The 19,752-nt window shown below is 24.8% G+C and carries 18 protein-coding genes; 12 read left to right on the plus strand and 6 right to left on the minus strand.

The genetic code is table 11. From position 1 onward, the window contains the following. Positions 1 to 5 precede the first annotated feature (5 nt). From NY022_RS06085 to NY022_RS06140, 12 genes are all read left to right on the plus strand, one after another. Entirely contained in the window at positions 6 to 1,271 is a 1,266-nt protein-coding gene (locus NY022_RS06085; RefSeq protein ID WP_267524439.1) for a TolC family protein, read from the plus strand. A gap of 9 nt (positions 1,272 to 1,280) precedes the next feature. After that, the gene (locus NY022_RS06090) at positions 1,281 to 2,012 is read left to right on the plus strand and encodes an efflux RND transporter periplasmic adaptor subunit (protein ID WP_267524441.1); all 732 of its coding nucleotides are present in this window, start codon (positions 1,281 to 1,283) and stop codon (positions 2,010 to 2,012) included. After that, positions 2,012 to 5,029 (plus strand): efflux RND transporter permease subunit, encoded by a 3,018-nt coding sequence (locus NY022_RS06095; protein WP_267524443.1) that lies wholly within the window; start codon positions 2,012 to 2,014, stop codon positions 5,027 to 5,029. Before NY022_RS06090 ends, NY022_RS06095 begins: the two co-directional genes overlap by 1 nt. An 18-nt stretch (positions 5,030 to 5,047) precedes the next feature. Beyond that, on the plus strand, positions 5,048 to 5,497 hold the full coding sequence (locus tag NY022_RS06100) for a tetratricopeptide repeat protein (protein WP_267524445.1): 450 nt from the start codon (positions 5,048 to 5,050) through the stop codon (positions 5,495 to 5,497). A 69-nt stretch (positions 5,498 to 5,566) separates the two neighbouring features. Beyond that, on the plus strand, positions 5,567 to 6,211 hold the full coding sequence (locus NY022_RS06105; RefSeq protein ID WP_267524447.1) for an amino acid ABC transporter permease: 645 nt from the start codon (positions 5,567 to 5,569) through the stop codon (positions 6,209 to 6,211). Beyond that, a complete protein-coding gene (locus NY022_RS06110; RefSeq protein ID WP_267524449.1) occupies positions 6,208 to 6,870 on the plus strand; it encodes an amino acid ABC transporter permease in 663 nt (220 codons plus the stop codon). The genes NY022_RS06105 and NY022_RS06110 overlap by 4 nt, the downstream gene beginning before the upstream one ends. Further along, entirely contained in the window at positions 6,870 to 7,610 is a 741-nt protein-coding gene (locus NY022_RS06115) for an amino acid ABC transporter ATP-binding protein (RefSeq protein ID WP_267524451.1), read from the plus strand. Before NY022_RS06110 ends, NY022_RS06115 begins: the two co-directional genes overlap by 1 nt. Positions 7,611 to 7,672: 62 nt before the next feature. Further along, on the plus strand, positions 7,673 to 8,485 hold the full coding sequence (locus NY022_RS06120) for a cysteine ABC transporter substrate-binding protein (RefSeq protein ID WP_267524453.1): 813 nt from the start codon (positions 7,673 to 7,675) through the stop codon (positions 8,483 to 8,485). 74 nt (positions 8,486 to 8,559) lie between these two features. Then, positions 8,560 to 9,078: a peptide deformylase gene (gene def / locus NY022_RS06125; RefSeq protein WP_267524454.1), complete on the plus strand. Its 519-nt coding sequence runs from the start codon at positions 8,560 to 8,562 to the stop codon at positions 9,076 to 9,078. A gap of 191 nt (positions 9,079 to 9,269) precedes the next feature. Next, complete coding sequence (gene serA, locus NY022_RS06130; RefSeq protein WP_267524456.1) at positions 9,270 to 10,856, plus strand: phosphoglycerate dehydrogenase; 1,587 nt, start codon at positions 9,270 to 9,272, stop codon at positions 10,854 to 10,856. Next, entirely contained in the window at positions 10,849 to 11,487 is a 639-nt protein-coding gene (locus NY022_RS06135; RefSeq protein WP_267524458.1) for a histidine phosphatase family protein, read from the plus strand. The genes serA and NY022_RS06135 overlap by 8 nt, the downstream gene beginning before the upstream one ends. 111 nt (positions 11,488 to 11,598) lie before the next feature. Further along, a complete protein-coding gene (locus NY022_RS06140) occupies positions 11,599 to 11,901 on the plus strand; it encodes a c-type cytochrome (protein WP_267524460.1) in 303 nt (100 codons plus the stop codon). Between the two features lie 27 nt (positions 11,902 to 11,928). Here the strand turns inward: NY022_RS06140 and nadC are convergent, their stop codons facing one another. From nadC to NY022_RS06170, 6 genes are read right to left on the minus strand one after another with little or no spacing between them, the layout of a single operon-like run. After that, entirely contained in the window at positions 11,929 to 12,759 is an 831-nt protein-coding gene (nadC, locus tag NY022_RS06145; protein ID WP_267524462.1) for a carboxylating nicotinate-nucleotide diphosphorylase, read from the minus strand. Positions 12,760 to 12,779: 20 nt separating this feature from the next. After that, on the minus strand, positions 12,780 to 13,877 hold the full coding sequence (gene dapE / locus NY022_RS06150) for a succinyl-diaminopimelate desuccinylase (RefSeq protein WP_267524464.1): 1,098 nt from the start codon (positions 13,875 to 13,877) through the stop codon (positions 12,780 to 12,782). Between the two features lies 1 nt (position 13,878). Then, positions 13,879 to 15,642, minus strand: a complete 1,764-nt coding sequence (locus NY022_RS06155; RefSeq protein ID WP_267524466.1) for an EAL domain-containing protein — start codon at positions 15,640 to 15,642, stop codon at positions 13,879 to 13,881. Positions 15,643 to 15,649: 7 nt separating this feature from the next. Continuing rightward, the gene (locus NY022_RS06160) at positions 15,650 to 17,836 is read right to left on the minus strand and encodes an endonuclease MutS2 (protein WP_267524468.1); all 2,187 of its coding nucleotides are present in this window, start codon (positions 17,834 to 17,836) and stop codon (positions 15,650 to 15,652) included. Continuing rightward, positions 17,824 to 18,756 carry a tRNA dihydrouridine synthase gene (locus NY022_RS06165; protein WP_267524470.1) on the minus strand — a complete coding sequence of 311 codons (933 nt, stop codon included), beginning with the start codon at positions 18,754 to 18,756 and terminating at the stop codon, positions 17,824 to 17,826. The genes NY022_RS06160 and NY022_RS06165 overlap by 13 nt, the downstream gene beginning before the upstream one ends. Beyond that, positions 18,734 to 19,744 carry a hypothetical protein gene (locus NY022_RS06170; protein ID WP_267524472.1) on the minus strand — a complete coding sequence of 337 codons (1,011 nt, stop codon included), beginning with the start codon at positions 19,742 to 19,744 and terminating at the stop codon, positions 18,734 to 18,736. The genes NY022_RS06165 and NY022_RS06170 overlap by 23 nt, the downstream gene beginning before the upstream one ends. Positions 19,745 to 19,752: the final 8 nt, after the last annotated feature.

Below are 19,752 nucleotides of genomic sequence, written 5' to 3' on the forward strand. Positions count from 1 at the left end.
GTTTTATGAAAAAAATAATATTTTTTTTATGTATTTTAAATTTTAGTTCATTTTTATGTGCTAAAAGTTTAAAAGAAATATTAAATTTAGTAGAAAATAGCGAACAATTAAAAGCTAAATCATATATTGTTGATAGTACATTAAAAAAATCAGAGGGTATTAAATTAAAATATCTTCCTAGCTTAAATTTAGAGCTTAATTATTATAGTTTTGATAAAGATAGATATTTGATTTTACCGAAAAATACTATGAATGCTTCTTTAGTTTTAGATGTTTTATTGTATGATGGACAAAGAAGTTCTAATATAAAATTAGCTGAAAAAAATTATGAATTAAATAAGGTTGAATTAGAAAAAAATAAAAATGAATTAGAGTTAGAGTTAACAAAGTTATATTATACATACTTAACTCTTGATGATAATATTAAATTTAAAAAGCAAAATATTGATTATTTAACTGCAGCATTGAATCGTTTATCAAAACTTGTTAGTGTTGGTTTGAAAAATAATGATGAATTGCAAATTTTTAAAGCTAGAGTTGAATTAGAAAAAAATGATTTAAAACAAAGTCAGTTTCAGCAAGAAGAAATAAAAAGTATAATTTATGTTATAACTAACGAAAATTATATTCCAACGAAAGGCTCTTTAATATCATACAATGATAATTTAACAAATTCTTATGAAGTGCAAATAAATAAAATTAAGCAAGAGATGAGTTCATTAAATAAAGATGTAGCTTTTTCTAATTTTTTACCTAAGATTTTTGTTAAAAATATTTTTACAAAATCTAGATTAAATTATGATTATGAAATTTTTGCACCACTTGATGTATTAGTAAAATCTAAAGCTAAGGAGAATATGATTAGTAATACTTTTATATTTGGATTTTCATGGAATATTTTTTCATTTGGTGCTGATAAGAAATTTTTTGAAAGTGCAAAATTAGAAGAATTAGCAGCTAAAAATTTAGAAAATCAATCAATTAGAAAAAATAAAGAAAATATAAGATTAATAAAAGAAAAATTAACTATTATTGAAGAAGAAATTAAGGCAAATGAAAATATATTAAAAGCTAGTGATATTGCATTTAATAGTATAGAAAAAAAATATACAGCAGGGTTGTTAAGTTATGTAGAGTATTTAGATGCTTTAGGAAAGTTATATGGTGCTAATGCTAATTTAAGTCTTAGTAAAAGTAAGTATGAGATAGAAAAAGCTAAATTATTGTTAGAACAAGGTATTTTGATTAGCAATGCTGTTGTTGAGTTTTAGGAGTATGATTTGAAGAAAATATTATTTATTTTATTCGCTATAAATTTATATTCGGATAGCATATATGCTAGTTTTGATGTTGTAGCACAAAAAAGTGCAAAATTAGCTTTACCATCGGTAGGTATTGTTGATAATATATATGTTAGTGTTGGCGATAGTGTAAAAAAGGATGATATTTTGCTAAATTTAGATTATGCAATAGAACAAGTTGGACTTGATAGTTCTATGGTTGATTTAGATTTAGCTAATACAGCTTTAAAATTTGCTAATAATACTTTATCTCGTTACAAACAAGTTGAGTCAGTAATTAATAAACAAAATTTAGATGAAATAAGTTTTAAAAAAGATGAAGCTAGTAATAAATTAAGAGCAGCTAAAATTAACATTTCAAAATATAAAACTTTAATAAGTCAAAAACAGTTAAAAGCACCTTTTGATGGTGTTATTACTGCTAAATTTATAGAAGTAGGAGAGGGTGTTGGCGGAGTTGCCCAGCCTTTGTTTATTCTTGATTCTTATCCTGATGTTAAATTATTACTTAGTTTTGATGAAAAATATGTGAATTTGGTAAAAGTTGGTGATACTTATGAGTATATGTTAGATGGTTTGAAAATTAGTGGAAAAATTAGTAAAATATATCCTAATATTGATATGAAAACTAGAAAAGTTTATGCAGAAGTTTTGGCAAAAGATATAAAAATAGGTTCTTTTGGCGAAGGTTATATAATAACGGATAAATAATGTTAAAGTTAGCTATTAATAGACCTATTACAGTTTTAATGTTGTTCTTAGCATTTTTGTTGTTTGGAATTTTATCTTTATTTATTATGCCTGTAAATTTATATCCTAATGTTAATATCCCTTTGATTAAGATTACAACTTATGCTAATGCTGATTTGAATTATGTAAATTCACAGATTACAAGTAAGATTGAAAATGCTATATCTAGTGTTAGTCAGGTTAAGAAAATTTCTTCAAAAAGTTTTAATAATTTAAGTGTTATACATGTTGAATTCGAGCTAGGTAGAGATTTAGAAGTAGCTGTTAATGATATAAGAGAAAAAGTTTCTAAGTTAAAATTTGAATTTACTCCAAATGTTGAAAAGGTATCAAGTGATGCTGGATCAGTAATAAGTATTTTTGTAAATAGTTATAAGATGAACGATTCTGATTTTATGAATTTGGTTGATAATGAGATAATGCCTGATTTTCAACGAATAAAAGGTATTGGAGATGTTAATAATATAGGATTTTTAAAGAATGATATTAAAATTGAGCTTGATATTAATAAAATAAATAAATACCATTTAAATACTTTAGAAGTAACACAACTAATAAAAAGTCAAAATTTTAAAAATTATTTAGGTAGTATAGAAAATAATGATAAAAATATAAGTATAAAAGGATATTTTGATTCAAATAGTATAGAAGAACTTGGCAATTTGAGAATCGGACCAGGAATATTATTAAAAGATATAGCTATTATAAAAAGAGATTATATAAATTATGATAGTTATGCTTATTATGCTGGTGATAGCGGGGTTTTATTTGAATTAAAAAAAGTATCAGGTTATAATACATTAGAAGCTATAAAAAATACTAAAGAAGCCTTAAAAAATATACAAGCAAAATATAAAGATGTTAATATAACAGTTGTTTATGATAAGTCAGATAATATTAAAAAGCATATATATCAAGTTGTATTTGATATGTGTTTTGGGGTATTTTTAACAATTATAATTGTGTTTTTATTTTTAAGAAATTTAAGTGCTACTATAATTGCAAGTATAGCTATTCCAACATCTATTGTCTCTAGCTTTTTTTTAATATATTTATTTGGTTATGATTTAAATAGATTAACATTGATAGCGCTTACTTTATCAATAGGTATTTTTATCGACGATGCTATAGTGGTTATTGAAAATATTAGTAAAAAAATTCATTTAGAAAAAAATGCTTTATTAGCTAGTTATGCAGGTGTTAAAGAAATAGCATTTTCAGTATTTAGTATAAGTGTTGTATTATTGTGTGTTTTTATACCTATATCTTTTATGAATAGTATTCCAGGATTATTTTTTAATGCATTAGGACTTAGTGTTGCGTTTGGTGTGATAATCTCTTTTTTGGTATGTATATTTTTAATACCAACTATTAGTGCTAGGTTTTTAAATACTAATGAAAGTATTTTTCATAAAAAAACTGAAAAATATTTTGAAAAATTAGAAAATTCATATGAGAATATATTAGATTATATTTTAAAATATAAGAAGATTTTTGTATTTATTATATTATTTATTTGTTTTATATCTTTTTCTTTAGCTTCTAAAGTTGGTTTAAATTTTTTACCTATGGAAGATGATAGCGAATTACAAGTTCAAATTGATGCTAAGGAAGATGTGTCAATATATACTATGCAAAAACAAGGAATGTTAGCATTAAATCAAATAAAATCAAATGAAAATGTAGATTATGCTTATTTGTTAATAGGTTATGATGAGGCTAAGGATAGAAAAAAAGCTAAAATTTATGTTAAATTAAAACCATTAGAAGATAGGAAGTTAAGACAAAGCGAAGTCGTTCAAAATCTTAGAAATAGCATAAATTTCCAAAAATATAAAGTAAAAGTTTTAGAAATTCCTAAATTTGAAGGTGCTGGAGTTGATGAACCTATACAATTTGTATTATTAGGTGATGATTTTACATCGTTAGTAGGTGCAAGCAGAAAAGTTAAAAATTTATTAAATGAGATTGATGGAGTAGTAGATGTTGAAGATGATATAGATGCATTTTCTAATGTTTTAGCAATACATATTAATAGAGAAAAAGCAAGAAAATTAAATGTTAATATATTAGAATTATCACAGGTTATTCAAACAGCTTTTGCTAATGTTAAAATAGGTGTTTTAGATAATATAAATGATAGCGAAGATATTTATATAGCTTTAAGTAAGGAACAAAAAGAACATATAAACACTCTTGATAAAATACAAATTAAAACTTTAGATGGAAATATAATTGGATTAAATAGTATTGTTACTATAAAACAAATTAAAGATAATAGTAGTATTAATAGATTTAATAAAGAACGTTCTATAAAAATTACTTCAGGTATTGATAATATCTCTTTAGGCGATGTTAAAAAACAAATTTTAGATAATATTGATAATATCATAGATAGCAATAATATAAATTATAGATTTGTAGGTTTTATTGAATTATTAGATGAAACAATTATGGGATTTATTATTGTTATGGTTTTAGCATTTACTCTTATTTATCTAGTATTAGCTGCTCTTTATGAAAGTTTAATAGTTCCTTTCGTTATAATGCTTACTATGCCTTTAGCATTTGCTGGTGCTTGTATAGGTTTATTTATTACAAATAATCAATTTTCATTATTTGTTTTAGTAGCGTTGATATTATTGTTTGGTATGGTTGGAAAAAACGCTATTTTACTTATTGATGTGGCTAATAAATTATGTGATAGTGGTATGAATGTTAAACAAGCATTGAAGGTAGCTGGTAAAAAAAGAATTAGAGCGATATTAATGACTACGATTGCTATGATTTTTGCAATGCTTCCTTTAGCTATATCACATGGTGCTGGATATGAGAGTAATTCTCCTATGGCTATAGCTGTAATTAGTGGTTTGATTAGTTCTACTATTTTAACATTATTTGCTGTTCCGGCTATTTATGAAATTTGTTATAAAATAGATAGAAAGCTAAAATCAATTTATAAAAGAGATTTAATTTAGTTTATTAAAGGAGATTATTTGAAAAATATTTTATTTTTAGTTTTTTTACTAAATTTAAGTCTTTTTTCTTATGATAGAATTAGTGAATTAAATATGTATTGTGAAGAGGATAAAAACTCATTTGCTTGTAATGAAATAGGATATGCTTATCAGTGGGGTATTGATATTAAGAAAAATTTAAAAAAAGCAAATATATATTACAGAAAAGGCTGTAATTTAGGTAATACTGGTGCTTGTAATAATTTAGCTTATTCTTATGAAAAAGGTCTAGGAATGAGTAAAAATTACGATATGGCTATTAAACTCTATACGAATGCTTGTAATAAAAAAAATGGTATAAGCTGTAATAATCTAGCATATATTTATTATGATATTAAAAATGATTTAAAAAGTGCTAAGAAGTATTTTAAAAAATCATGTGATTTAGGTTATGAAGTTGCTTGTAAAAAATATAGTTTTATAAAGTAATTTAGATATAAATTTAAATTATTTAATAAAAAAAGATATATTTTAACTAATTTATTTTTTAGGATTTTTATGGATTTTAGTATTATTAAAGAATTTTATCCAATGTATATAGACGCATTAGTCCTTACTATAAAACTAGCATTTTATGGCATAGTTTTATCATTTTTAATAGGTTTATTTTGTATGTGGGTTGAGTTACATAAACTAAGGTTTTTAAAATTAATTTGTAATGCTTATATAGAGCTTTCAAGAAATACCCCACTTTTAATTCATTTGTTTTTTTTATATTATGCTTTGCCAAAATTAGGTATTAAGTTTGAAGCCTTTACTTGTGGTGTAATAGGACTTGCATTTTTAGGTGGAAGTTATATGGCTGAGAGTTTGAAATCAGGTTTAAACGCCGTTAGCAAACATCAAATAGAGAGTGGATATGCTTTAGCTTTAAATAAAAATCAAATTTTATATTACATAATTTTACCATTATCTTTAAGAGTATCTATGGCAGGAATTAGTGCAAATATAATATTTTTATTAAAAGAAACATCAGTAGTAAGCGTAATAGCTTTAGCTGATTTAGTCTACACAGCAAAAGATATAATAGGACTTTACTATGTAACTAATGAAGCTTTATTTATGCTTTGTGTTGCTTATTTTATAATGATTTTACCGCTTTCATTATTTTTAACTTGGTTTGAAGCAAGGATTAAAAAATGATTGAAATATTATTTGATTTATCAATTTATTCAAGGCTTTATGAAGGTTTAAAGGTTACTTTGTTTATATCTTTTGTATCTATATTTTTCTCAATTATAGGTGGGCTTGTTTTAGGCGTTTTTATGAGTTTGGGAAATAAAATTATTTTTTATATTTTAAAAATAATTCTTGAAATAGTTAGATTTATGCCTATTATTGTGTGGCTTTTTTTAGTATATTTTGGTTTTGCAAAATGGTTAAATTTACAAATAAATGCTGTTAGTGCTAGCATAATTGTATTTATAATTTGGGGTGTATTTGAAATGATGGATTTAGTAAGAGGAGCAATTACTAGTATACCAAAACACCAATTTGAGAGTTCAGTCGCACTCGCACTTAGTAAGTATCAGACATATAGATTTATTATCTTACCACTCGCTACAAGAAGGTTGATTCCAAGTGTAATAAATTTATTAAGCCGTATGATTAAGACTACTTCAGTAGCTTATTTAATAGGTGTTGTAGATATTTTAGCAATAGGTAATCAATTAAAAGAAGTTACATTATTTATTAGCAATATAGCACCTTTATATATTTATACAATTATATTTTTTATATATTTTATAATTTGTTATCCCTTATCAAAAATATCAAAAATACTAGAAAAAAGGTGGAGTTAATGAGTATTTTAAAACTTGAAAATATTAATAAATTTTACGGCAATAACCACGCTTTAAAGGATATTTCTTTTGAAGTTAATAAAGGCGAAGTTGTTGTTTTAGTAGGGCCTAGTGGCTGCGGGAAAAGCACAACTTTAAGGTGTATTAATGGACTTGAAAATATAGCTAGTGGAAATATTTATATAAAAAATGAAATAATTAATAAAGATTATAAAAACTGGCAAGAGATTAGAAAATATGTTGGAATGGTGTTTCAAAGCTATGAATTGTTTGACCATTTAAATGTGCTTGAAAATATCTTATTAGCTCCTATGAAAGTTCAAAAGCGTAAAAAAGATGAAGTTTTAAAACAAGCCCTAGATTTATTACAAAAAGTTGGTTTAGAACATAAACAAAACGCCTATCCAAAAGAGCTAAGTGGCGGTCAAAAACAAAGAATTGCAATAGTTAGAGCTTTATGTATGAATCCTGAAATTATGCTTTTTGATGAAGTTACGGCTGCGCTTGATCCTGAAATAGTAAGAGAAGTTTTAGATGTATTATTAAATCTTGCAAAAGAAGAAAAAACAATGCTAATAGTAACTCACGAAATGGCATTTGCTAGAGCTGTAGCTGATAAAATTATTTTTATGGATAGTGGCAAAATCGTTGAAATTGCAAGTCCTGAAGAGTTTTTTACAAATCCGCAAACTAATAGAGCTAAGCAATTTTTAAATATGTTTGAATTTAAAAAGGATTAAAATTATCTTTTATTAATTTTTTATGTGTAGAATTATAGACGATTTTATTTAAAGGAGAAATTATGAAAAAAGTTATTTTATCACTTGTTGCAGGGGCTTTACTAACCTGTTTTGCTAATGCTAGAAATATTGAAGAGATTAAAACTAGCGATAATATTAAAATAGGCGTTTTTGCTGATAAACCACCATTTGGCTTTGTTGATAAAGAAGGTAAGTTTCAAGGCTATGATATTTATTTTGCAAAAAGAATTGCTAAAGATTTATTAGGTAGTGAAGATAAATTAACCTTAGTTCCTGTTGAAGCTGCTAGTAGGGTTGAGTTTTTACAATCTGATAAAGTTGATATTATTTTAGCTAATTTTACAAAAACACCTGAAAGAGCAAGAGTTGTTGATTTTGCATTACCTTATATGAAAGTTTCATTAGGCATTGCAAGTCCTAAAAATGCAGAGATTAAAGACATTAAAGAACTAGATGGAAAAACTCTAATCGTAAATAAAGGCACAACTGCTGATGCGTATTTTACAAAAAATAAAAACGGAGTAAATCTAGCAAAATACGATCAAAATACTGAAACTTTTGGAGCATTATTAGATGGCAGAGGTGCTGCACTAGCACACGATAATACCTTGCTTTTTGCTTGGGTTAAAAACAATCCTGATTTTGTAGTAGGTATTAGTGAATTAGGAGATATTGATGTAATCGCACCTGCTGTTAAAAAAGGCAATAAAGAGCTTTTAGAATGGCTAAATAATGAGATAGTAAAACTAGGCGAAGAGCAATTCTTCCACAAAAATTATGATGAAACTCTAGCACCTGTTTATGGAACTGATATTGATAAAGAAAGTGTTGTTGTAGAAGGCGGCAAAATTTAAAATTCTAGGCTTAAAAAGCCTAGAATTTATTATTGTTTAATATAATTTGTTTTTAACTCATAAAAAGGTTGTTAATGATACTTGATATTTTAAAATATCCAAATAAAGCATTGTTTGTAAGAAGTGAAGAAGTAAAAGATTTTGATGCGAATTTACATGAATTATTAGATAATATGTATGACACAATGATTATTTCTAGTGGTATAGGCTTAGCTGCAATTCAAGTAGGAAAACCTTTTAGAATATTTATTATAAATTTAATTAATGATAATGAAGTTCAAGATAAAAATGATTTAATTGAATTTATCAATCCAAAAATTACACCTTTAGATGATAAAACTCAAATTTATGAGGAAGGTTGTCTTAGTGTTCCAGGTTTTTTTGAAGAAGTTATTCGTCATGAAAATATTAGAGTAGATTTTTATGATAGATACGGTAATATAAGTACACTAGAAGCTAGTGGCTTACTTTCAGTTGCAATACAACATGAAAATGATCATTTAGATGGTCATTTGTTTATAGAAAAAATTGGTTATCAGGCTAGAAAAAAATTAGAAAAATATTTAAAAGAAAATAAAAAATCAAAAAAGTAATCTTTGTAAAAAATAAAATTAATATTTTATGAAAATATGAAAAATTATATAACTATTTTGTATTTATATTTGTTTTATTTTATTTTGTGTAAAATATACTCATTAATCATCAAATTTAAAAAAAATATATTATTTATTAATATTTTTTACTAAACTACATTTTATACATATTTAATTAAAAGGAGATAGAAGTGCATAAGATTCTCGTATTGGATGGTGTTAGTGAATTAGGTGTAAAAATTTTAGAAAAAACTTGTAAAATTACTGAAATTCCAAAAATTTCATATGAAGAGTTATTAGAAATTATTAAAGATTATGATGCTGTAATAGTAAGATCAGCTACTAAAATTACTGAAGAAGTATTGGATAAAGCAATAAATTTAAAAGTAATAGGTAGAGCAGGTGTTGGTGTTGATAATATTGATATAAAAGCTGCCACAAAAAAAGGTATCATAGTTTTAAATGCTCCAAATGGTAATACTAATGCTGCTACTGAACATACTATGGCACTAATGCTTAGCTTAACAAGAGCTATCCCACAAGCACACGCTAGTATGAAAGCTGGACGCTGGGATAGAAAGTCATTTTTAGGTTTAGAATTAAAAGATAGAACTTTAGGTGTTTTAGGGCTTGGAAGAATTGGTGCAGGCGTAGCTAGTAGGGCACAAGCATTTGGTATGAAAGTATTAGCGTATGACCCTTATTTAAGCAATGAAAGAGCAGAACAATTAAGTGTAAAAAAATGTGAAATGGATGAGGTATTAGCAAATGCTGATTTTTTAACACTTCATTTACCTTTAACAGATGAAACAAAAGGAATGATAAATAAAAATAGCATAGCAAAGATGAAAAAAGGCGTTAGAATCATAAATGCAGCTAGGGGTGAGTGTATAAATTTAGATGATTTAGTAGTGGCATTAAAAGAAGGTAAGGTTGCAGGTGCAGCACTTGATGTATTCCCTAGTGAGCCGCTTGGTGAACATGAAATTACAAAATTAGATAATGTAGTTTTAACCCCGCATTTAGGTGCATCTACAATAGAAGCTCAAGAAGGAGTAGCTGTTGATGTTGCTATCGCTATAAAAGAAGCATTAAATGGACAAATGGTAGCTAGTGCATTAAATGCCGTGCCAGTTAGCCCTGATATGTTAAATAAAATTAAACCTTATTTTAATTTAGTAAAAGCATTAGGTTATATTGCGTGTGCTATTACAAATTCTCCTATAAAAGAAGTAAAAATTGAATATTCTAATGTATTTAAAGATTTAGATACTAGAGCACTAAATCAAATGATGCTTTGTGGTTTATTGAATTCAATATTGCAAGAAAGAATTAATATTGTTAACGCACCTATGATAGCACAAGAAAGAGGTATTCATTTAGTAGAACAAAAAAGTGATTATAATGTTAATTCAATAAAAGTAACAATTATTAGTGAGTTAGGAGAACACGAAATAACAGGTGCTTTAATGTCTGATAAAAGTGCTTATATCACGGCTATTGATGAGTACGAAATTAAATTTGAGCCAAGTGGAGTATTGTTGTTAATACCACATGATAATGTTCCTGGAATGATAGGTTTGATAGGAACTGCGTTAGGTAATGCTGGAATAAATATTTCAAGTATGCAGGTTAGTAAAACTCATAAAAGTGGTGAAAATATTATGGCTATAAGTATAAATAAAAAACCATTAAAGGCTGATTTTAAGAATATTTGTGATATAGCTGGGGTTCATGGTGTAAAACTTATAGATTGTAGTGAGATTTGTGATGACTAAGATAATTTTATTAAGACATGGGCAAACTAATTGGAATAAAGAGGGTCGTTATCAAGGACAAATTGATACTGATTTAAGCGAGTTAGGAAAAGAACAAGCTAAATTATTATCTAATGCATTAAAAAAAATAAAGATTGATGAATTTATTGCAAGTCCATTGAAAAGGGCTTATGAAACAGCTTGTGAGAGTGCAAAATTTCATAATAAACAAGTTATTAAAGATGAAAGATTATTAGAGATTAATCACGGTACTTGGGAAGGAAAATTATCTAGTGAAGTAGAAAAAATGGATAAAGAATTACTTAAAATGTGGAAACAAACACCACATTTAGTAAAAATGCCTAATGGTGAAAATTTACAAGATATTTTAAATAGAGCTTTACCTTGTGTTGTTGAATTTGCTAAAAAATACGATGGTAAAACTATAGCTTTTTTTGCACACGATGCTGTTAATAAAGTATTGTTAGCACATTTTTTGAATGCACCTCTTAGTTCATTTTGGAATATTTTACAGGATAATACTTGTATAAATGTGGTTGAATTTAACGATGATTTATTTAAAATCGTAACTTTAAATAATACTAATCATTTAGGATATTTATTTTCTGGCGAAATTCAATTAGGTTTATAATGTATAAAAAATTAAATAGTATTTATATGTTTTATAAATACTATTTAATAAATATTAATTGTTTATCAAAATAAGATACAATTAGTGCTTAATTATTAAAAAGGAGATATTATGAAAAAAGTATTATTAAGTTTAGCAGCATTATCTTTATTAAGCACTGCAGCAATTGCTAGCGATGGAGCTACATTATTTAAAAAATGTATTGCCTGTCACGGTAAAGCAGCTGAGAAAAAAGCTCCAGGTGCAGAAATTATCATCAATACTTTAGATGAAAAAACAATTTTAGAAGCTTTACAAGGTTATAAAGCTGGAACACTTGGTGGAAAAGCTAAGAAAACTATGGAATTACAAGTTAAAAATCTTAGCGAAGATGATATGAAAGCACTTGCAGCTTATATTGTAACTCTAAAGTAATTTTATAATCGGTTATTTTATAACCGATTACTCACTAAGTCTTAAAGAAAAATCAACCCAAGTAGCTTTATAAATATTAGCTCCACTACTTATCACATCAACTCCACTTTTTGCGTATTCTACGATTGTATCCTCGGTAATGTTACCACTAGCTTCTAGTTTTATTTTTAAACCTAATTTGTTTTTTAAATTTACTATATCAGCACATTCTTTAGGACTCATATTATCTAATAAAACAGCATTTACATCCGTTTTAAAGGCTTCTTTTACTTGTTCTAAGGTATCACATTCTATTTCTATTGGAGTGTAATATGGTATTTTTGTTTTTAGTGTTTTTATAAAATCAACAATATTATCAACACCAGCTAAATGTGTATCTTTAATCATTATGCAATCATCTAAGCCAAGTCTATGGTTTTGTCCGCCACCACAGCGAATTGCGTATTTTTCAAACACTCTAAGACCAGGTCTTGTTTTTCTAGTATCTAGTAATGCTACGTTATAATCTTTTATTAATTCTTTCATTTTATTAACCTTAGTAGCTATACCACTAGCGTGTTGTACAAAATTTAGAAGCGTTCTTTCGGTTAATAATATTATATTTTTTTTACCTTTTAATTTTGCTAGAATATCACCTTTTTTAAATTTTTCACCATCTTTTATAAATAATTCACAATTAATGTTTTGTATTTTACAAATTTCTTTAAAATAAGGTTCGCCTGCAAAAACACCATCGCTTTTAGCCTTTAAAGAAGCATTAATATCGTTAAATTCACCTAATTGTGAAAATAAATCACCCCTACCTAAATCATCATTTAGTTCTTTTTGAATTAGTTTAATTTCACTGTCAATAAGCATTTTATCCCCCTTTTTATTTATCAAAGATTATTTAATAATTTTAACAAACACTCGCTTAACAGTTCAACTTGTTCAAATTCTACACTTTCATTAACTGCATGTATTTTGTCATTAACAACACCTATTTCACATACTTCAACACCAAATTTAGCTAATAATCTAGCATCACTCGTACCACCTTTTGTATTTAAATTTGGATTTTCTATTCCCATATCTTTAAGTGATTTTATTAATGTTTTTATTAATTTACTATCAGTGTTTGTATAAAATGGTTCAGAACCTTGTTTTATTTCTAGTTCATAATTAATATTTCCTAAACATTTTTTTAGATATTTTTCTAAATCATCTTTATTTGTAAGTGGTGAATTTCTAACGTTTAAGCTTATTAAAAAATCATTAGGTGTTACATTAGAAGCACCTATACCAGCTTTTAAATTTGTTATGACTATCTTACTAGGTTCAAAAAATTCATTTCCTTCATCTAAATTTTTTCCAGCTATTAATGATAAGGCATTTGCTCCTATATGGACAGGATTGATACATTTTTCAGGGTATGCGGCATGTCCTTGTTTTCCTATAATTTTTATATTTGCATGTATACTACCTCTACGACCAACTTTAATACTATCTCCAAAATATTTTTCGCAAGTAGGTTCAGCTACTATTGCTAAGTCTGGTAAATCATTGTTTTTTGCTAAATATTCAAGTGCTAATATTGTTCCGTTTTTTCCATCACCTTCTTCATCGCTTGTTAAAATAATGCTAATTTTTCTTATGTTTTTTCCATTAAATTTTTTACAAGCATATAAAAATGCAGCAACACCACTTTTCATATCTTGTGTGCCTCTTGCAGTTATTATTCCATTATTTTCAACTGGTAAAAATGGATCGCTATCCCAACCATCTCCAGCAGGGACAACATCAATGTGACCACAAAATGCAAAATGTATCCCAGTATCATTGTATATTTTACTTAAAATTTGATTACTTGTACCATCTTTATTTATGTATTCACATTTAAAGTTATCTAAAAAATTTTTAGTAATATCAAAACATTTTTTTGCATCTGGTGTTATAGATTTTTCTTTTAATAATTCTAAAAAAATTTTTTTAAGCATTTTACTCCTTTATTTTATAAAATTCTAAGTCAATTTCATTTAAACTAAAAGTAGGACTTGGTTTTCCTAGATAAAAGCCTTGAAATTCGTCAATTTCTAATTCTATGCATTTTTGAAGTATTTTTTCATCGCTAATATGTTTTGCTATTGTTTTTATACCTAATTCTTTAGAAAATGATACTATAGCTTTTACTATATTTGCATTTTTTTCACTTGCATTAATATTTTTTATGATATTAGAATGGAATTTAATATAATCAGGCATTAATTCTACTAAATAAGCAAAATTGTTAGTACCATAACCAAAATTATCTATTATTATTTTACATCCTAATTCTCTAGTTCTTTTTATAAAGTCTTTTATTTTTTCATTTTTAGGCATTTTTTCATCTTCAATGATTTCTATTATTAGTCTATTACCCAGCATATTTTTTCTTAAAAGTGTTATAAATTCATTATTTTTTATACTATCATTCATATTTTGACTGCTTAAATTTATGCTTAAAATAATATTGTTATTTTCAAGTAAAATCTGTATTACTTTTTCAAAAATATATTCTTCTATTATTTTATATTGCTTCATTTTGATGGTACTTAATAAGAATTCATCTGGTAATATTATTTTAATACCATCTTTTGTCTTTTTAGTCATTCTCACTAAAGTTTCGTAATGCGTTATATTTTTATCCTTATCAAATACTGGTTGAAAAAATGGTAAAATTTCATTTTTATGTATATTTTCTATTGAAATTTGATTTGTATTTATAGTGTTAAAATAATTTGTTTCATTATCTATAAATTTAGAATAGCAAACGAAATTTTTATTATTTAATTTTGCTTTTTTTAGAGCTACCATGGCTTTTTTTAGTATGTCATCATCATCAACACAACATCCCATAGTAACTGTTAAAATAATGTTTATTGTTTGATTGTTATATTCTATACTTAAATCTTTATTAGCTAGTTCTTCTATTAATTTTTTACTTAAAAATTCATATCTTTTTTCATCATCAATACTATCCTCTAGCAAAGCAAATAAATCACCATTAACTCTATATATTTGCATATTGTTTTCTTTAGCAAAATCATCTATTATTAATGCGATATGTTTTAATAAATCATTTGCAGTTTCAGAATCAAAATAATTGTTTATTTTATTAAATTCATCAATATCTACTAATAATATTTTAGGATTTTTCATTATATTTATATTTTTTTCTAAATTTTTCTTATTTTTTAATTGTGTTAAATTATCTATATTTGCTTCAAGTTCTAATTTTTCTATTTTTTTATTACAAGTAGCGATTGTTTTTATATATTGATTTTCAGTTATATTCCTTTGCTTGTGTAGTATAAATATAAAAATTAATAAACATATATTTATTAAAAATGATATGTAAAACTGGTATGTATTAGCATTGTCAAGTTTAAATTCTTCTTGAAAACCTTGAAAATAATTTTTATATAGCACATAATATGTTATGTCAAAATTATCTTTATTTGTTTTTAAATAATTAAAAATTTTATTTTTGTTTGCTAGTTCTTTTATTTGTTCTTCGTCTAAATTAGGATTAACACCATTTATAGTAATTATTTTATTGTCAATTATTCTAAATTTAGTGAAATCATTATGTTTATCTTTTAATGAGTTAAAATAATTCTCCGCAAATACTTTAATATATTTTTTAGAATCCATAAAAAGATAAAGGTTTAGTATTAAAAAAATACAGACTAAAAAATATATACTTTTTTTTATTTTTTTCATGAAATTCCTATAATTTTAAAATTTTTGCACCAAATCCACCTTGATTAGCAGGAGCATCACTGAAACTTTTTATGTTTTTATGTGCATTTAAAAATTCTTTTACAGCCATAGCTAATTTTCCAGTTCCTATTCCATGATATACCATCACTTCATCAAAACCAGCTATAAGAGCATCAGATATAAATTTATCAAGTTTTTCTATAGCCTCATCAACTCTTAGTCCGTGCAAATCTAGTTTTACACTAGCATTTTTAATATTTTTTTCATAACTGATTTGAGATTTTGCAGGTTTTGGAATATTTCCTGAGTGTTTTAACATTGATATATCTAGCTTTAATTTTATCATATCGCTTTGAACAGTTGCAATATTTTTATTTAATGCTATAATTTTTCCTTTTATTTTATCATATTTTACAAAATCTCCGACTTTAAATTCTTCTCTTACAATAATATCAGGTTTTATTTCTTTTTTTAAATTATTTGCTACATTGATTTGTCTTTGCTTATCTTTTAAATCAGTAAAATCTAAGGTCTTTTTGGCAGCATTTATAGCTTTAAAATATTCATTTTCTAGTTCATTTTTTCTTGTTTTATATTCTTCTATTAATTTAGCTTCTTTATCTTTTAAATTTTCTAATAATTTATTTAATTTATCTTCTTTTTTTTCATTTATAGAAATTTGTAATTTTAATTTAGCATCTAATTCTAAATTTTTATTTATCATCTCATTAATATTTTGTTCTTCTTGAGAAAAGCTTTCTTTGGCTTTAGCTATTAAACCAGGACTAATTCCATATCTTAAAGCTGTTTCATAAGCGTATGATTTGCCAATAATTCCAGCTAAAAATTCATATTTTGGTTTTTCATTTTTTAAATCATATAAAGCAGCTAATAATTCTACACCTTGTTCTTTTGCAAGTAACATTGCTAATCTTTTATGATGTGTAGTTATTATTATTTTTCCATATTTTTTTAGTTCCGTTATTAGTGTAAAAAATAACGAACTAGCCTCTTCAAAATCAGTTCCTAATTCTATCTCATCTATTCCTAATAAAAAATTTCTTTTTCCATTAATTTGTGCAAATGCAAGCATTCTTCCAGCAAATGTTGATATATCATTTTTAGAATTTTGTGGGTCTTGTATAATGCTAATATATTCTTTAAATGGACTTATATGTGATTTGTTAGCATTAACTTTCATAGGAATTAAATATTTACATAAAAAACTAGCAGCCATTATACTTTTTAATAGCATAGATTTTCCACCAGCATTAACACCAGTAATAAGTAAAACATTTTCATTAAAATTTACACTTATTGGTTTTGGATTTGTTAAGACAGGATGAGTAAATTCATGTAAAATTATTTTTTCATCATTGCTAGGTATTACAAAGTTTAAGTCATTTTTTTTAGCAAAAATAACTCTTGCAATATATCCATCAATTAAATCAAATTCCTTATTTATAAATTTTAAAAATAATAAATTTTTGTGTAAAATTTCACTAAATTTTTTAGCATACTCATATTTTATTTCATCAATTTCTTTATTTAATCTTTTTATCCCATTTTTATAGTTTGCTATACTTAATGGTTCTACATAAAACCCACCACCATTACTTCTAGCTATGATGTTACCATCAAGTATTTTTAAAAAACCACCTCTTAAAAGAATACATTCAGTATCATTAATATAATGAATTTGTGTATCTATTGCATAACTAGCTATTTTTGAATTATTTAAAATTGTTCTTAATTCTTGGTTTATTCTATTGTTTAGCTCTTTTAATTTTTCTTTTATAGTGATTAATTTTTCATCTAAATTTTCATCAAATTTATCATCTTTAAAATATTTTGTAACCTCTTCTATATCTTTTGGAATTATTATTTTATCTAAATAATTTTTAAATGAATTTTTGAATTGTATTGTGAAAAGATATTTAAAATATGATATTATTTTTATAAATTCTTCTATTTCATCTAAATGTAATATACCTTTTTTACTTAAGTGGTTAAGGCTATTTGTTAAATCTTTTATAGGTTTGATTTCTTTTAAATTATATTCACATAATTCTTCTATTCTTTTTAAATGTAAATTTGTATCACCTTGTATAAAAATAGGTTTTTCTCTAGCAAAATTTGAACATAATTCATCTAAGTAATCATTTAAATCTAAACTTTTAATTAGTTTTTGCATTGAAAAAATTCCTCTATTATATTTTGCATTTTTGTGTGATTATTTATTCTATTGACTTCATCTCTAAAATTGCTAGCATTAGGACTACATTTAGAATATTCATGAAGGTGTTTTCTAAAAATAGAACAAGCAAATTCGCCATATAAATTACACATTAATTCAAAATGATGTAGGATTATTTTTGATTTATTTATTTCTTTATTTTTATTTTTGATTTGTGAAAAAATCCAAGGATTTCCTATAGCATTTCTTCCTATCATAAGTCCATCAGCATTTGTAATTTTTAATACTTCTTTATGGTTTTCATAAGATATATCACCATTTGCTATTATTTTTGTTTTTGATAAAGATTTTGCTAGTCCTATTGCATTATAATCAACTTTAGCACTATACATACCTTTTCTAGTTCGTCCATGAATGCTTATAAAATCTAGTTCCAATTCATTTAATGCTAAAATTATTTTTTCTATTTCACACTCATCAAATCCTATTCTAATCTTTACACTTGTGGTTCCTGTTTTATTATTTTTTTTTATTATTTCTAATAGTCTTTTTAAATGATCTAAGTCTTTTAATAATGATGAACCAGCATGCTGTTTTATCACTTTATTTACTGGACATCCACAATTAAAATCAATTCCATGTATGTTTTCTTTTGTATTTATAATATCAACAGCTTTTTTTATTATTTCAGGGTTTGAACCAGCAATTTGTGTTATAAAAGGATTTTCATTATGTGATTTTTCAAGCATTTTAAATGATTTTTCGCTCTCATATACTAAGGCATTTGAGCTAATCATCTCACTTATTGTAACATCGCAATCATAATCCTTAACTAGAGTTCTAAATGCAAGGTCGCTAAGTCCTGCCATAGGTGCTAAAAATAATGGTTTAGAATTAGAAAATAAGTTTGTCAACATTATATGTTTTACCTTGTTCTTTTAAAAATATTAATAACTCAAAATCATCAAATTTATTTTCTTGTGAATATATTATATCTCTTATTTCATCATATTCTGCTAATTTTGCTAATATATATAAATATGCTCGTGTTGCTTCGTTGTTTTCATTTTGTATTTTTTTAAAAATAGCTTTTAAACTATTTGATTCTATTTTTTCATATAATTTTTTTGCTATATTAATATATTCATTTTCATCAAATTTTATACTTGATATTAGAATTTCTAATTCAGCATTGCTAAGTTTTAACTCATCGTTATAATATCTTTTTAGCAATAATTGAACATCGTTTTTTGATTTTTTAATTTTGAGCATTTTTATGTTTGCATAAATATCATTATTTAATATGTTAATGTAGGCATTTAGAGTAATTTCATTATTTATATCTATTTTATTTTTTATAATATTATAAGCATAACTTAAATCGGTTTTAGCTTTATTGATTTCGTTTTTTATATATAATGAATTGTCTTTATTTAACTTAAAAGGTTTTAAATCACAAACTTCATTATTATTCAACATAGACTTTAGAGCTAATGCGGAATTTAGTTTATTAGATTTTGTATTAATTTGTTCATAGTATAGATTTTTTATTAATTCACTTATATTTTTAAATTCTTGAGTTTTAAAACTATATTTTTCCTTTTTATCTAATACTAATTTTTCTAAAAAAGATTCAAAATTAGATTCATCTTTTTTTAATTTTTTCTTTATAAAATGTATCGACATAAAAGAATAATAAAAATATATTATAGAAAAAATCATATAAATAATTATTGGAATGTTAATCCATATTAAATTTTGTAATTCTAAATTGTATGAAAAATTAAATATTGTTAATGTAAATATACTTGTGTTTAGAATTGATTCATTAAAGAATAATATTAATATTACTTCAAATAAAATAATATATAATATTGAATAGATTAAAAAATTTTTTGCTTTCATAATTGTTC

The sequence above is a fragment of the Campylobacter sp. MG1 genome (assembly GCF_026616895.1).
Lineage (GTDB): Bacteria > Campylobacterota > Campylobacteria > Campylobacterales > Campylobacteraceae > Campylobacter_E.

Bases quoted from the DNA above. Each gene is read 5' to 3' on its own strand.
- NY022_RS06120 (WP_267524453.1), top strand. From the start codon at position 7,673: ATGAAAAAAGTTATTTTATCACTTGTTGCAGGGGCTTTACTAACCTGT.
- NY022_RS06170 (WP_267524472.1), bottom strand. From the start codon at position 19,744: ATGAAAGCAAAAAATTTTTTAATCTATTCAATATTATATATTATTTTA.
- NY022_RS06160 (WP_267524468.1), bottom strand. From the start codon at position 17,836: ATGCAAAAACTAATTAAAAGTTTAGATTTAAATGATTACTTAGATGAA.
- NY022_RS06110 (WP_267524449.1), top strand. From the start codon at position 6,208: ATGATTGAAATATTATTTGATTTATCAATTTATTCAAGGCTTTATGAA.
- dapE (WP_267524464.1), bottom strand. From the start codon at position 13,877: ATGCTTAAAAAAATTTTTTTAGAATTATTAAAAGAAAAATCTATAACA.
- def (WP_267524454.1), top strand. From the start codon at position 8,560: ATGATACTTGATATTTTAAAATATCCAAATAAAGCATTGTTTGTAAGA.
- NY022_RS06140 (WP_267524460.1), top strand. From the start codon at position 11,599: ATGAAAAAAGTATTATTAAGTTTAGCAGCATTATCTTTATTAAGCACT.
- NY022_RS06165 (WP_267524470.1), bottom strand. From the start codon at position 18,756: ATGTTGACAAACTTATTTTCTAATTCTAAACCATTATTTTTAGCACCT.
- NY022_RS06135 (WP_267524458.1), top strand. From the start codon at position 10,849: ATGACTAAGATAATTTTATTAAGACATGGGCAAACTAATTGGAATAAA.
- NY022_RS06155 (WP_267524466.1), bottom strand. From the start codon at position 15,642: ATGAAAAAAATAAAAAAAAGTATATATTTTTTAGTCTGTATTTTTTTA.
- NY022_RS06085 (WP_267524439.1), top strand. From the start codon at position 6: ATGAAAAAAATAATATTTTTTTTATGTATTTTAAATTTTAGTTCATTT.
- nadC (WP_267524462.1), bottom strand. From the start codon at position 12,759: ATGCTTATTGACAGTGAAATTAAACTAATTCAAAAAGAACTAAATGAT.
- NY022_RS06095 (WP_267524443.1), top strand. From the start codon at position 2,012: ATGTTAAAGTTAGCTATTAATAGACCTATTACAGTTTTAATGTTGTTC.
- NY022_RS06105 (WP_267524447.1), top strand. From the start codon at position 5,567: ATGGATTTTAGTATTATTAAAGAATTTTATCCAATGTATATAGACGCA.
- NY022_RS06115 (WP_267524451.1), top strand. From the start codon at position 6,870: ATGAGTATTTTAAAACTTGAAAATATTAATAAATTTTACGGCAATAAC.